Raw genomic sequence first — 14,295 nt, 5'->3', positions numbered from 1 at the left:
TTGTGGGTCGTTTTTTTTCGCAGGGAATGTCCGAGGGTGCCGGGGGTGTCGTCTCAGCTTTTGAGGCGGACGAGTTTTCCGCGTTGTCCGCCGATGGGTCCGGTGGTGGCGCCGGGGGTGTGGGGGCTCTGGAGGCCGAAGCTGGTGAAGGCGGTGCGGGCCGGCAGTGGGTAGGGGTGGGCGCCGGTGAGGGTGTTGAGGATGGTGGCGCTGCGCCAGGCGGCGAGGCCGAGGTCGGGGGCGCCGACGCCGTGGCTGTGGCGTTCGGCGTTCTGTACGTAGATGTTGCTGCCGGTGCGGGTGATGGCGGGGTCGAGGTCGAGGCGGTACTGCTCGTCGATACGGGGGCGGTCGGCGGTGTCCTTGCGGATGTGGGGGTCGAGTCCGGCGAGGAGTTGGTCGAGGGGGCGTTCGTGGTAGCCGGTGGCGAGGATGACGGCGTCGGTGGTGAGGCGGGAGCGGGTGCCTTGCTGGAGGTGTTCCAGGTGGAGTTCGACGCGGGTGGCGCCGACGCGTCCGGCGGTGCGTACGGCGACGCCGGGGGTGAGGACGGCGTCGGGCCAGCCGCCGTGGAGGGTGCGTTGGTAGAGCTGGTCGTGGATGGCGGCGATGGTGTCGGCGTCGATGCCTTTGTGGAGTTGCCATTGGCGGGGGGTGAGGCCGTCGCGTACGGCTTCGGGGAGTGCGTGGAAATAGCGGGTGTAGTCGGGGGTGAAGTGTTCGAGGCCGAGCTTGGAGTACTCCATGGGTGCGAAGGCTTCGGTACGGGCGAGCCAGTGGAGTTTTTCGTGTCCGGTGGGGCGGGCGCGGAGCAGGTCGAGGAAGATCTCGGCGCCTGACTGGCCGGAGCCGATGACGGTGATGTGTTCGGCCTTCAGGAGGGTGTCGCGGTGGTCGAGGTAGTCGGCGGAGTGGATGACGGGGACGCCGGGCGCCTGGGTGAGGGGTTTGAGGGGTTCGGGGATGTGGGGGGCGGTGCCGATGCCGAGGGCGATGTTCTTGGTGTGGGTGCGGCAGAGGGCTTCGGCTTCTCCTTGGGTGTCGAGTCGGGTGTGGTCGACTTCGAAGAGTGCGTGTTCGGGGTTCCAGCGGACGGCGTCGACGTGGTGGCGGAAGTGGAGTGCGGGGAGGTTCTCGCTGACCCAGCGGCAGTAGGCGTCGTATTCGGCGCGTTGGATGTGGAAGCGCTCGGCGAAGTAGAAGGGGTAGAGGCGTTCGCGGGTCTTGAGGTAGTTGAGAAAGGTCCAGGGGTTGGCGGGGTCGGCGAGGGTGACGAGGTCGGCGAGGAAGGGGACTTGGAGGGTGGCGCCTTCGATGAGGAGTCCGGGGTGCCAGTGGAAGGCGGGCCGCTGGTCGTAGAAGGCGGTGTCGAGTCCGGTGAGGGGCTGGGCGAGGGCGGCGAGGGAGAGGTTGAAGGGTCCGATGCCGATGCCGACCAGGTCGCGGGGGGCTTCGGGGGTGGTGAGCGGCTCGGGTCCTGGCTGGTCGGGCGTGCCGGTCATCGGCGGGTGGTTCCTTCCGTGGGGTGGGGGGTGGTGGGGGCCGGGTGGTGGTGGTCGACGCGGGCGAGGAGTTCGGTGAGGTCTTCGGTGCGGGTGTGGGGGTTGAGCAGGGTTGCTTTGAGCCAGCGCTGTCCTGCGAGGTCGGCGCGGCCGAGGACGGCGGCGCCGAGGTCGAGGAGGTGTCTGCGGAGGCGGGCGATGTCGTGGTCGTCGGCGTCGGTGGGGCGGAAGAGGACGGTGCTGATGGTGGGGGTGGCGTGGAGTTCGAGGCGGGGGTGCTTGTCGATGAGGGCGGCGAGCTCGTGGGCGCGGTCGCAGACGTGGTCGACGAGGGCGCCGAGGCCTTGGCGGCCGAGGGCCTTGAGGGTGACGGCGATCTTGAGGATGTCGGGGCGGCGGGTGGTGCGCAGGGAGCGGCCGAGGAGGTCGGGCAGGCCTGCTTCGGTGTCGTCGTCGGCGTTGAGGTAGTCGGCGCTGTGGGTGAGTGCGGTGAGGTCGGTGGGCTCGCGTACGGCGAGGAGGCCGGCGGCTGCGGGTTGCCAGCCGAATTTGTGCAGGTCGAGGGTGACGGTGTCGGCGCGGTGGATGCCGTGGACGAGGTGTTTGCGTGCGTCGCTGAAGAGGAGGCCCGCGCCGTAGGCGGCGTCGATGTGGAGGCGGGCGGTGTGGGTGGCGCAGACGTCGGCGATGTCGTCGAGGGGGTCGATGAGTCCGGCGTCGGTGGTGCCGGCGGTGGCGGCGACGAGGGGGGTGCCGGGTCGGTCGGCGAGGGTGGTGAGGGCTTCGTCGAGGGCGGCGGGGTCGAGGGTGCCGGTGGGGGTGGGGATGACGTGGGGGGCGGGCAGGCCGAGGAGCCAGGTGGCGCGGGCGAGGCTGTGGTGGGCGTTGGCGCCGATGAGGAGGCGTGGGGGGTCTTGGGTGGTGGGGTGCTCGCGGGCGAGGAGGAGGGCGAGCTGGTTGGCCTCGGTGCCGCCGGTGGTGACGAGGGCGTCGCCGTTCTCGTGGATCAGGGCGGTGAGGGTGCGGGTGAGGAGTGCTTCGAGTGCGGAGGCGGCGGGTGCCTGGTCCCAGGAGTCCATGGAGGGGTTGAGTGCGGACGCGGCGAGGTCGGCGGCGGCTGCGACGGCGAGGGGTGGGCAGTGCAGGTGGGCGGCGCAGAGGGGGTCGGCGGGGTCGGCGGTGCCTTCGGCGAGTGCGTGGACGAGGGTGCGCAGGGCGGTTTCGGCGCCTTCGCCGTGTTCGGGGAGGAGGGGTAGGGCGGCGGTGCGGAGGCGGTCGGTGACGGCTGCGGGGCCCCCTGCGGGCAGGGGGCCCCGGCGGGCTGTGGCGCCTTGGCAGAGGGCGTCGAGGGTGGTGGCGAGCAGGGGCCGGAGGGCATCGGGGCCGTGGGCGCCTCCGGCGAGGGGCGGCGGGGTGCTCATGGGCGTGTCCTCCGGATGCGCGCGTACAGGGGGACCAGCCTGTACAACGCACGCACCGTTTGCCCGGGTACTTCGGGGAACGGAACCCGAAAGTGGTACTTGCGTACTGGTGCCGCGTGGTGGCGCCCGGCGGGGTGCTAGGGCCGGGCGGGAGGGTGTGGGGTCAGGGTTTGCGGAAGTCGTCCCTGTGATCGTGGGCCCACTGGTCGAAGGTGCGGGCGGGGCGGCCGGTGACGGTTTCGACGGTGGTGGTGATCTCGGGTTCGACGCCGACGGTTTCGGCGAAGGAGGCGAGGAGGGCGGGCAGCATCTGCGGCGGGACGTGCGGGAACGTCTCGGGGCCGATGTCCTCGGGGGGTACGTCGATGAAGCGCAGGGGCCTGCCGAGTGCGGTGCCGATGGCGTGGATCTGCTGTTCGGTGGTGAGGGCGTGGGGCCCGGTGAGGCGGTGGACGGCGCCCCGGTGGGTGTCGTCGAGGAGGGTGCGGGCGGCGACTTCGGCGATGTCGGCCTCGTGGATGGGGGCGGTGGCGGCTTGGGCGAAGGGGCCGCGGACGGTGTCGCCGACGTGTGTCTGGGGTGCCCATTGCAGGGAGTTGGTGGCGAAGGCGTTGGGCCGCAGGAGGGTGTGGTCGAGGCCGCTGTGCCGGACGTGGGCTTCGAGTTCGGCGTGCATGACGTGGATGGGGTGGCTGGTGTCGGCGCCTTCTTGGATGATGCCGGACGACAGGACGGTGACGTGGGTGACTCCGGCCTCGGCGGCGGCTCGGAGGAGTGCCGCGGTGTGGTCGCCCGCGGCCCGCAGGTGGAGGAAGAGCCGGGTGGCGCCCTTGAGTGCGGTGGTGAGGTCGTCGGGGGCGGTGTGTTCGTCGGCGAGGTCGAGCCGTGCGACGGTGGCGGCCGGGTGGAGCCGGGCTCGCCGGGGGTCGCGGGTCAGGGCGCGTACGGGGGCGCCTTCGGCGCCGAGGCGGTCGACGAGGGCGCGGCCTACGTTCCCGGTGGCTCCGGTCACGACGATCATGGGGGCTCCTCTGGGCTGGAGGGGCCGGGGCGGCGGGCCCGGCCCGGTTCTCGATCGAGCCTAGGTCGGGCCTGCCGGGTGTCGGATCGTCGGTTGGGACCAGGGGGTGTAGGCCGCGGGACCTACGTCGGGCGGTCCGGGGTCAGGCCGTGCCGTCGCCCTCGCGTACGCGCAGGGCCCGTGCGAGGTCGTCGAGTTGGTCGGTGAGTCTGCGGCGCAGGGCGGGGGTGGGGTCGGTGTCGCGCAGGCAGCGTTCGCCGAGGCGGAGGGTTTCGGTGTCGACGAGCGGGGCGGGGAAGGCGAAGCCGCCGATGACGGCGGCGATGGCGGGGCCGCGGCGGGCGGCCACGGCAACGGCGTCCTCGTAGTAGCGCGGCACGTACTCGCGTACGAAGTCGGCCTGTTCGGGCTGCCAGAAGCCCTGGGCGGTGGCCTTGAGGAGGTAGTTGGACAGGTCGTCGGTGGCGAACATGGCCTCCCACGCGGCCTGTTTGGCGGCGGCGTCGGGCAGTGCGGCGCGGCAGCGTGCGGCGCCTTCCTGGCCGGTGGCGCTGGGGTCGCGGGCCAGTTCGGCGGTGATGGCGGCCTCGTCGGTGGCGTCGAGGACGGCGAGGCGGGCGAGGATGTGCCAGCGCAGTTCGGGGTCGAGTTCGGGGCCGCCGGGGACGGTGCCCTCGGTGAGCCAGGCCTCCAGGGGTGCGGGCTGGGTGGCGACGTTGATGGCGCCGCGGACGGCGGTGAGGCGCAGGCCCGGGTGGGAGCCGTCCTCGGTGCGGCGGATCAGGTCGCGGCAGAGTTCGCCGAGGGTGGCGAGGGCGGCGGGCCGTTCGTCGGGGCCCGTGTAGCGGCCGGCGATGTGGGTGGTGGCGAAGGTGAGGACGCCTTGGACGACGGCGAGGTCGCTCTCCTCGGGGAGGTGGGTCTGGGCGGCCCTCAGGTAGCGGGCGGGGGCGAGTTCGCCGTCGCGGACCATGTCGCGCAGGCTGTTCCACAGGACGGCGCGGGTGAGGGGGTCGGGGACCCGGGAGAGGCTCGCGAGGGCGGTCTCCTGGGATGCCGCGTCGAGGCGGATCTTGGCGTAGGTGACGTCCTGGTCGTTGGGGACGACGAGGGCGGGGCAGCCGCCGTCGCGTTCGACGGTGGTGGTGGCGGGCACGTCGGTCTCGAAGCGCTCGCGCAGGACGAGTGCGGGGCCGCCCGCGAGGTCGCGGTCGTAGACGCCGACGGTGACGCGGTGGGGGCGGCCGTCGGTGCGGCCTCCGTCGCGGTCGATGTCGAGGGTCCACTGGCGTCCGGCGTGGTTGACCTTGGAGGTCAGGGTGTCGACGCCGGTCGTGCGCAGCCATGCCGCGGCCCAGGAGTGGACGTCGCGGTCGGTGGCGTGGGCGAGGGAGTCGATGAAGTCGGCGAGGGTGGCGTTGGAGAACTTGTGGCGGGCGAAGTGGGTGTTGATGCCGGCGAGGAAGTCCTTCTCGCCGAGCCAGGTGACGAGCTGGCGCAGGGCGCTCGCGCCCTTGGCGTAGGAGATGCCGTCGAAGTTGAGCAGCGCGGACGCGGTGTCGGGCACGGCGTCGGGGTCGGGGGCCACGGGGTGGGTGGAGGGGCGCTGGTCGGCGTCGTAGCCCCAGGCTTTGCGGGCGATGGCGAAGTCGGTCCACGGGTCGGTGGATGGGGTATCCCCTGCTCGAACGGAGTTGAGAGCTCGGGGGAGGGTGGCTTCGGCGGTGATCTGGTAGCCCATGTACTCGGCGAAGGACTCGTTCAGCCAGATGTCGTCCCACCAGCGCAGGGTGACGAGGTCGCCGAACCACATGTGGGCCATCTCGTGGGCGATGGTGACGGCGCGGCTCCGGCGTTCGGTGTCGGTGACGGCGGAGCGGAAGACGTACTCGTCGCGGAAGGTGACGAGTCCGGGGTTCTCCATGGCGCCGGCGTTGAATTCGGGGACGAACGCCTGGTCGTAGGAGTCGAAGGGGTAGGGCTCGTCGAATGTGTCGTGGAAGCGGTCGAAGCAGGCGCGGGTGATGTCGAGGAGCTCGTCGGCGTCGGCCTCCAGGAAGGGGGCGAGTGAGCGGCGGCAGTGGAGGCCGAAGGGCAGGCCGCGGTGTTCGGTGCGTACGGAGTGCCAGGGGCCCGCGGCGACGGCGACGAGGTAGGTGGAGACGCGGGGGGTGGGTGCGGCCCGCCACTTTCCGCCGCCGAGGTGTTCGGTGACGCCGTTGGCGAGGACGGTCCAGCTCTCGGGAGCGGTGACGGTCACCTCGAAGACGGCCTTCAGGTCGGGTTGGTCGAAGGCGGCGAAGACGCGCTGGACGTCTTCCATGAACAGCTGGGTGTAGAGGTAGGTCTCGCCGTCGCTGGGGTCGGTGAAGCGGTGCATGCCTTCGCCGGTGTGCGAGTAGCGCATGGTGGCGTCGACGCGGAGCTCGTGTTCGCCGGGGGTGAGGCCGTCGAGGGTGAGGCGGTTGCCGTCGAGTGCGGTGGTGTCGAGGGGCTGCCCGTCGAGGGTGGCGGAGCGCAGGGTGGCGGGCTTCAGCTCGACGAAGGTCGCGCCGTCCGCGCGGGCGCTGAAGCGGATGGCGGTGTGTGACGCGAAGGTCTCGCAGGCGGGGTCGGCCGCCCGGGTCAGATCGAGTTCGACCGTGTACCGGTGGACATCGATGAGCTGGGCACGGGTCTGCGCTTCGTCGCGCGTCAGTACGGGCATGGCCCCATGCTGCCCGATGTCACCGGTATCGGCGTAGGACTCGGTTCTCGGCGCCCGCGCGCTGGGCGGGCCTAAGAGGACTTGGCGATCGTCTCGTGGTGGCGGATCACCTCGGCGATGATGAAGTTGAGGAGTTTCTCGGCGAACGCCGGGTCGAGCTTGGCGTTCTCGGCGAGTTCCCGCAGGCGGGCGATCTGGCGGGCCTCGCGGGCGGGGTCGGCGGGCGGCAGGTGGTGGTTGGCCTTGAGGTGGCCGACCTGCTGGGTGCACTTGAAGCGCTCGGCGAGCATGTGGACGACGGCCGCGTCGATGTTGTCGATGCTGTCGCGCAGGCGGGACAGCTCGGCGCGGACGGCCTGCTCGTCGGCGGCGCCGGCGCCGTTGTCCGCGGGGGCGTCCGCGTTCGTGGGCGCGTCCGCGTTCCTGGGGGCGTTCGCGCCGTGTCCGTCACTGGTGTGGCTGGTGGTCATGGGCCACGAGCCTACGTTGCCGTGTGGGGGCCGCTCGCGGCGGAAGAGCGCAGAATCGGCGGGTGGTCGGGGTCGGGTACCTGCTGGGACCAGCCGCCGGGTACGGCCCTGCCCTGCTGTTCGCGGAAGCGGACGGGGGCGGCGCCGACGCGGCGGGTGAAAAGGCGGGAGAAGTACGCCGGGTCGTCGTAGCCGACGCGGCGGGCCACGGCGGCGACGGGCAGCTCGGTGGCGGCGAGGAGTTCCTTGGCGCGGCCGAGGCGGATGCCGAGGAGGTAGTCCTTGGGGCTGCATCCGGCGCCGCGGCGTACGGCGGTGCGCAGTTCGGCGGGGGTCATGCCGTGCCGGGCCGCGTGTTCGGCGACGGACAGGGGCTGGAAGGCGTCGCGGGCGAGGGCCTGGAGCACGGGGTCGCCGTCGGGCGCGATGTCGGCGCGGGCGCGGCGCAGGGCGACGAGGAGTTCGTGGACGGCGGCTCCGGTCTCGACTTCGAGGAGGGGGTTGCCGCGGCGGGCGGCGCGGGCGATGCGGCCGACGGCGGCGCGGGGGCCCGCGGCGTCGGAGAGGGGTACGACGGCTCTGGCGGCCTCGATGTAGCCGAGTTCGGTGTAGGTGGCGGTGGCGGGTCCGGTGAAGTCGACGAAGCACTCGTCCCAGCCGGTGTCGGGGTCGGGCCCGTAGTGGTGGCGCACGCCGGGGGTGAGCCAGATGAGGGCGGGTGCGGTCACCGTCGTACGCCGTCCGTCGGGGCCGCGGAACCAGCCGGTGCCCGCGCTGATGACGACGGCGACGTGGTGGTCGAGGGTGCGGGGGCCCACGGTCGGCAGCTGTCCGTGCTGGAGGCCCACGCCGAGGCAGGCGAGACCGAGCCGGTGGTGGGCCGGGCTGGGAGTGAAATACCGCATCCACGTGTGGTACATCCGTGCCCCTTCCGGTGCGGGCCGGGCCTCCGACCCGCTCGCTGCGTCCAACCGGACCCGATCTTTGTCCATGGACCCCGCCGCCCGCCAGAGGTGATCGTGGGTGGGCGTGCTGGGAGCGAGGGGGACACGGTGGACGGTTTCAGGGTCGGCGCGGACGGTTTCGAGCTGGACGGGCGGCCGGTCCGGCTGCTCTCCGGCGCGCTGCACTACTTCCGGGTGCACGAGGAGCAGTGGAGGCACCGGCTGGCGATGCTGCGGGCGCTGGGTCTGAACTGTGTGGAGACCTATGTGCCGTGGAACCTGCACGAGCCGGGTCCGGGTGACTACCGGGACGTGGAGGCCCTCGGCCGTTTCCTGGACGCGGTGCGGGAGGCGGGCCTGTGGGCGATCGTGCGGCCGGGCCCCTACATCTGCGCGGAGTGGGAGAACGGGGGGCTTCCGCACTGGCTGACGGGTGTGGTGGGGGCGCGTGCGCGGACGCGTGACGAGGAGTATCTGGGGCATGTGGGGCGCTGGTTCCGGCGGCTGCTGCGGGAGGTCGTGCCGCGGCAGCACGGCGGCCCCGGCGGCGGGCCCGTGATCATGGTGCAGGTCGAGAACGAGTACGGCAGCTACGGCTCGGACCGGGTGTATCTGGCCCACCTCGCCGACCTGCTGCGGGCGGCGGGGGTGCGGGTGCCGCTGTTCACCTCGGACGGCCCGGAGGACCACATGCTGAGCGGCGGTTCGCTGCCCGGCGTCCTCGCCACGGTCAACTTCGGCTCGGGCGCGCGGGCGGCGTTCGCGAAGCTGCGGGAGCACCGCCCGTCGGGGCCGCTGATGTGCATGGAGTTCTGGTGCGGCTGGTTCGACCACTGGGGGGCGGAGCACGTCGTACGGGACGCGGGCGACGCGGCGGCGGCGCTGGCGGAGATCCTGGAGTGCGGGGCGTCGGTGAATCTGTACATGGCGCACGGCGGCACGAACTTCGCGGGCTGGGCGGGCGCCAACCGCGGGGGCGGCGCGCTGCACGACGGGGCTCTGGAGCCCGATGTGACCTCGTACGACTATGACGCGCCGATCGACGAGCACGGCCGCCCCACGGCGAAGTTCGAGGCGTTCAGGGACGTCCTCGCACGGTATGCGCCGGGGCCCCTGCCCGAGCCGCCGGCACCGCTGCCGGTGCTCGGCGCCCCGGTCTCGGCGGCGCTCGCCGACTGGGCGCCGCTGGATGCGGTCCTTGACCGTCTCGGGACCCCGGAGGCGGAGCACGCCGTCCCGCCGACCTTCGAGGAGCTGGACGTGGACCGCGGCCTGGTGCGGTACGCGCTGACGGTGCCCGGTCCGCGCGGGCCCTGTCCGCTGTCGGTGCGGGGGCTGCGCGACCGGGCGGTGGTGTACGTGGACGGGGAGCGGGCGGGGGTCCTGACCGAGGACGAGCCCGTCCTCGGGGTGCCGGTCGCGGGGCACGCGCGCGTGGAGCTGTGGGTGGAGTCCCTGGGGCGGGTCAACTACGGGCCGCGCCTGGGTGAGCCGAAGGGCATCGAGGGGGGTGTCCTGCACGAGCGGCAGTATCTGCACGGTGTGCGGGCGCGGGGGCTGCGGCTCGACGCGTTCGACGTGGCGCCGGCGGTGCGGGAGATCCCCGGGGGTGGTCAGGGGCGGGGGCGTCCGGGCCTGTACCGGGGTGCGCTGTCCGTGCGGGGCGCGGGTGACGCCGCGCTGGAGCTGCCGGGCTTCACGCGTGGCTTCGTGTGGGTGAACGGCTTCAACCTGGGGCGTTACTGGTCGGTGGGCCCGCAGAGGTCCCTGTATGTGCCGGGGCCGGTGCTGCGGGAGGGTGAGAACGAGGTGTGGGTCCTTGAGCTGGAGGAGGGCGGCGAGCGGGTCGCGCTGCGGTGAGGCGGGGGCGGGTCGCGCCGCGGTGAGGGCCGCGCGCACCGGGCGGGTGCGCGCGGCCGGTGCGGCGCTCAGACCTCCCGTACCTCGAAGGCGTCGAGCACGAACTCCGCCGTGCCGTCGTCGCCGGTCTTGCGCAGGCCCACCCAGGCCTCACCGTCGTCGGGGGCGGTGAACTCGTAGGTGAGGGTGGTGGGCGTCGTCGCGACGGGAAGGTCCTTGCGGTCGAGTTCCCGGGTGGCGGGGGTGTCGACGGCGGTGATCCAGGCGTACTGGCCGGCCTTCTCGTTCTCGTGGCGCAAGGAGACGCGGTAGCGCTTGCCCGGGGTGAAGCGGACGGTGTGCGGGACGGTGCGGTAGACGAGCCCGGTGTTCTCGCCGCGTGACTTCAGGGAGTTGGCGCCGTCGATGACGTCGTCGATCTCCTTGCCGTTCCAGCCGCGCTGGGTGTAGGGCGCGTGGCGCTGGGCGATGTGGGTGCGCGGGTCGGTGGCGCCGCCGGCGTCGCCCTTGACGAACGGGCCCCAGCCCTGCGGGACGTGTTCGAAGTCCTCGTGGACGAGGGTGCCGCGGGGCGGTCTCACAGGCTGCGCGGGGACGACGCGTACGTTGTCGAAGCGCACGCGCGCGTGGCCCGCCTCGGCCCGCAGGGTCAGCTCGGCGGCGCCGCCGCCCCGGGGGACGGTGAAGCGGGTGGACATGCGCTGGAAGCGGGTGCCGTGCTTGCGGTCGGCGGCCACGTGGTTGCCGGCGGTGGAGGTCTCGGTGAAGTTGGCGGCGGTGACGCCGTCGGCGGTGCGCACCTCCAGGGAGGCCTTGCGCCGCTCCCCCGCCTTCTCGCCGACCTCGACCTGCACGGAGGCGACGTACGTACCGGCCTTGAGGCGGGCGAGCCGCTGTCCGACGGAGGCCGCGCCGCCCGCGCCGATGACCAGCTCGGGGTCGCCGAGCGCGCTGAGCTCCACGGCGGCGGGCCCGCTGGCCTTCCAGCCCTTCAGGGAGCCGGAGTGGAAGCCCGGGTCGTGCAGGGGGGTGCCCTCGCCCCAGCGCGGGTCGGGCAGGGCGGCGGCCCGCTCGCGGTAGAGGACGTAGGGCTGCTTCGCCTCCGCCTCCAGGGTGACCTTGCCGCCCACCACGGAGACGTATGACTCGAAGACCCTGCCCTGGTCGGTGAGCCGGTACAGGGCGACGCGGGAACGCTTCGCCCACCCGCGCGGAAGACGCCATTCGCTGCTGCCGCCGGTGGGGTGGTAGTGGTACAGCTTGGCGGGATCGGTGGCCTCGCGGGGCTCCCAGGGCAGCAGGTAGCGGCCGTCCTCGTAGACGAGGTGTCCGTCCGTGGTGATGCGCCGCGTGCCGGAGGCGTCGGAGACGGTCGTCCCGCGTGCGCGGGAGCCCGCCGCGCCGAAGAAGGTGATCTCGTGCTCGCCCCACGTCTTGACGGGGTACGCCTGGAGGTACTTGGCGGGCAGCGAGTGGGTCCAGATCAGCTCGTAGAACGCGTGCCAGTCGGTCTTGCCGACCCAGCCCTCGAAGTTGCCCATGCGGGCGACGCCGAGGAGGGTGGGCCACTTGTCGGCGAAGACGTCCTTCTGGTGGTTGCGGACGAAGCGGATCAGGCGGGAGTTGATGCCGCGCGAGGTGTCGCCGCCGTAGTCGGTCTCGGTGGCCCAGTGCGACCAGACCGCGGAGCGTTCGAAGCCGTGGCCCCACTCCGTGGTGATGGTCCAGCCCTGTGCGCGCAGGGCGCGCTGGAGGCGGTCGGAGGTCCAGCCCGACTCGCGGAACACGTCGATGTACAGGGCGTCCAGGCCGTCGTCGGTCTGGGCGCGCAGATCGGCGAAGCGGCGCACGATGTCACCGGAGACGAGGTCGCGGCGCTGGTCGATGCGGTAGCTCTGGTCGAGCCAGTCCCACTGCTCGTCGCGTCTGTCGACGAGCTTCTCGGAGAAGGCGTTCGCGACGGGGTAGGACTCGGTGGCGTTGACGTGCACGCCGAAGGTGCTGTTCCACTTCTTGCCCTCGCGGACCAGGGTGTTGAGGTCGTCGAGGCCGCCCGCGCGCTCGTTGTAGTTGCCCGCGTAGTCGGGGTGGGCGGAGTCGTGGCCCTCGGACTGGTAGCCCTTCAGGAGCGTGTACTGGCCGAGGCCGTCGGTCGCCAGGTGGACGCGCTTGACGTTGTCGAGGGTGGCGAGGAAGGGGTTGGTGGCCTGGGAGGCGAAGTTGAACGGGATGTGCGGGACGACCCGCAGATGCTGTTCGTCGGCGCCGAGCGGCGTCACCATGATGTCGCGGAAGGCGATCGCGGCGTCCTGCCAGTCGACCTTGCCGTCGCCGTTGCGGTCGCCGGTGATCACGACGGTGGCGTACGGGAGGGGTTCGGTGGCGTCGACGGGCGCGGTCGCGGCACGGTGCGTCCACTGCCCCGGGCTCAGCCTGACCTCCACCCGGTCGCCGTTTCGCACCGTCTCGCGCCACAGCCGGCCGTTCTCCCAGGTGGTGCCCGCCTCGCCGGTGGGCTTGTCGTAGACGGTGTTCGTCTCGACCGCTCCGCCGAGCCCGTCGTGCGCGACGACGGCGTAGGCGCATCCGACGGCCGCCTCGGCGGGCGTGTCCTTACCCGGCCGGACGAGCGTGTCGCCGCTCTTGGCCTTGTCCAGCTGCACCTTGGCGGCGAGCAGGGCGGCGCCGGGCTGGTCGTCGCGTACGGAGAGCAGGCCGAGCCCGGGTATCCGCAGGGTGCCGACCCGCAGCGCCGCGGTGTCCGCGATCCGGGTGACCCGCCAGTGGACCTGCCACCCCTTGACCGCGATCTCCACGCCGATCCGGGTACCGCCGTCGAAGACCATGTCGTACGAGATGCGGTCCCCGCCTGGCACAGCGGTGACCTGCGGCGTCCGCTCGGCCTCGTCGATGAGCACCGTGCTCAGCGGCTCCGGCCGGCCGTGCAGCACGGCGCCGCTCGCGCGGTCGGTGTAGGAGACGACGCGCGGGAAGTCGCCCGCGACACGGACGTCGAGGCGCGCCGAGCGCAGGACCACCTCGCCCGCGGGGCGCTTGCCGGCGCCGGGCGCGCCGAACGCGCTTCCGGCCGCCCCGAGGGCGGCGCCCACCCCGGCCATCGCGCCCGTGGCGACCACGGCTCTGCGGCTCGGCCCTGACCTGTTCGACGGCAGCATGCGACACCCCTCGACGGACGGAGATTCGTGCCGAACACGATGCGCGGGTCCGGCGGGGACGCCCATGGACAAAGGAGGGGCAGCTGTTGGACTAACGGGTCCGTGGGGCGGTCCTGGCAGCGCGACGGGGCGCCCGCGGTTCGCGGGCGCCCCGTGCGTGAGGCTGTGGAGCGTCGGCCGTGGCGGGACTCAGAGTTCCGCGGCGGCCTTCTCTATGTCGGCAGCGAAGGTCGACACCTCGGTGTAGACGCCGGGGAACTTCGGCCGCGCGCAGCCGTTGCCCCAGCTCACGATGCCGACCTGGATGTACTCGCCGGCCTCGTCCTTGCGGAACATCGGGCCGCCCGAGTCGCCCTGGCAGGTGTCCGTGCCGCCCTCGGCGAGCTTGCCCGCGCAGAGCTCCTCACCGGGCGTCAGGTCCTCGCCGTACGCGGCCTCGCAGTCGGCGTCGCTGACGAACGGGACGGTGGCCTTGAGGAGGTGGCGCTGCTGCTGGCCGCCCTCCTTGTCGGCGCCCCAGCCGGCGACGGTGAAGTCGCCCTCGTTGTACTGGGTGTCCTTGGCGATCTTCAGCGTGGGCTGGTCGATCGGCTTGGCGAGCTTGACGAGCGCCCAGTCCTTGCCCTTGCCGTCGTAGCCGGGGGCCTGGAGGACCTTGGTGGACTTCACGCTGATCGCGTCGGGGCTCTCCAGGTCCACGACACCGCCGGTGGCGGTGATGCCGGTGTTGTCGCCGGAGCCGTCCACGCAGTGGGCGGCGGTCAGGACGACGTCCTGGGCGTACAGCGCGCCGCCACAGCCCATCGACAGACGGACCATGAACGGGAACTCGCCCTGCTCGGCGGGGGTGCCGCCGACGATGCGCTCACCCGGCTGGGGGCCCGGGTCCGGCGCCGCCTGAGCGGCCAGGGGCTGAAGGCTGACGGTGGCCAGAGCGATCGCGCCGAGGGTGGCGGCTCTCTTCACTCCACGCAGCTTGGTGTTCAATTGTCTTCCCTTCGTGGGGGGTTCGTGGGGGGATACACGCCTGAGCGGGCCCCTGCCGACCGCACGGAGTGCGTGCGGGTGGCATGAGCCCGCCAAAAGCGTTGCTGCGGATTATGGAGATCGATGTCCGCTCAGGACAAGGGGCGGTTTCCGGCCACGGCTTGTCGTGCGCGGCCGGGTCCGGGCGCCGGAGGGCGGTCGTACAGT

9 protein-coding genes are annotated in these 14,295 nt (G+C 72.5%); 1 reads left to right on the top strand and 8 read right to left on the bottom strand.

Annotated features, from left to right (window positions below):
- Positions 1-53: 53 nt before the first annotated feature.
- The 6 genes from DCW30_RS33015 to DCW30_RS32990 all read right to left on the bottom strand — a co-directional run bounded on the left by DCW30_RS33015 (position 54) and on the right by DCW30_RS32990 (position 8,041).
- The gene (locus tag DCW30_RS33015; protein WP_076686778.1) at positions 54-1,502 is read right to left on the bottom strand and encodes a lysine N(6)-hydroxylase/L-ornithine N(5)-oxygenase family protein; all 1,449 of its coding nucleotides are present in this window, start codon (positions 1,500-1,502) and stop codon (positions 54-56) included.
- On the bottom strand, positions 1,499-2,923 hold the full coding sequence (locus DCW30_RS33010; RefSeq protein WP_076686777.1) for a pyridoxal phosphate-dependent decarboxylase family protein: 1,425 nt from the start codon (positions 2,921-2,923) through the stop codon (positions 1,499-1,501). The genes DCW30_RS33015 and DCW30_RS33010 overlap by 4 nt, the downstream gene beginning before the upstream one ends.
- Positions 2,924-3,086: 163 nt before the next feature.
- Positions 3,087-3,944 carry an SDR family oxidoreductase gene (locus DCW30_RS33005; protein WP_076686776.1) on the bottom strand — a complete coding sequence of 286 codons (858 nt, stop codon included), beginning with the start codon at positions 3,942-3,944 and terminating at the stop codon, positions 3,087-3,089.
- A 142-nt stretch (positions 3,945-4,086) separates the two neighbouring features.
- Complete coding sequence (pepN, locus tag DCW30_RS33000) at positions 4,087-6,651, bottom strand: aminopeptidase N (protein WP_076686775.1); 2,565 nt, start codon at positions 6,649-6,651, stop codon at positions 4,087-4,089.
- Between the two features lie 71 nt (positions 6,652-6,722).
- Entirely contained in the window at positions 6,723-7,121 is a 399-nt protein-coding gene (locus tag DCW30_RS32995) for a chorismate mutase (protein WP_076686774.1), read from the bottom strand.
- Positions 7,122-7,132: 11 nt separating this feature from the next.
- A complete protein-coding gene (locus tag DCW30_RS32990) occupies positions 7,133-8,041 on the bottom strand; it encodes a helix-turn-helix domain-containing protein (protein WP_076686773.1) in 909 nt (302 codons plus the stop codon).
- 132 nt (positions 8,042-8,173) lie between these two features.
- On the opposite strand from DCW30_RS32990, the gene DCW30_RS32985 reads away from it, so the two are divergent.
- Positions 8,174-9,925, top strand: coding sequence for a glycoside hydrolase family 35 protein (locus tag DCW30_RS32985; protein ID WP_076686772.1), 1,752 nt, complete (start codon positions 8,174-8,176; stop codon positions 9,923-9,925).
- Positions 9,926-9,993: 68 nt separating this feature from the next.
- Here DCW30_RS32985 and DCW30_RS32980 read toward each other — a convergent pair whose 3' ends face one another.
- Together DCW30_RS32980 and DCW30_RS32975 are read right to left on the bottom strand one after the other, a co-directional pair.
- Positions 9,994-13,101, bottom strand: coding sequence for an endo-alpha-N-acetylgalactosaminidase family protein (locus DCW30_RS32980; protein WP_076686771.1), 3,108 nt, complete (start codon positions 13,099-13,101; stop codon positions 9,994-9,996).
- Between the two features lie 189 nt (positions 13,102-13,290).
- Positions 13,291-14,067, bottom strand: coding sequence for a S1 family peptidase (locus DCW30_RS32975; protein WP_373568987.1), 777 nt, complete (start codon positions 14,065-14,067; stop codon positions 13,291-13,293).
- Between the last annotated feature and the right edge of the window lie 228 nt (positions 14,068-14,295).

Origin of the sequence: Streptomyces alfalfae, from assembly GCF_004127445.1 — a bacterium.
Lineage (GTDB): Bacteria > Actinomycetota > Actinomycetes > Streptomycetales > Streptomycetaceae > Streptomyces > Streptomyces alfalfae.
This window is presented reverse-complemented; position numbering and strand designations above follow the sequence as displayed.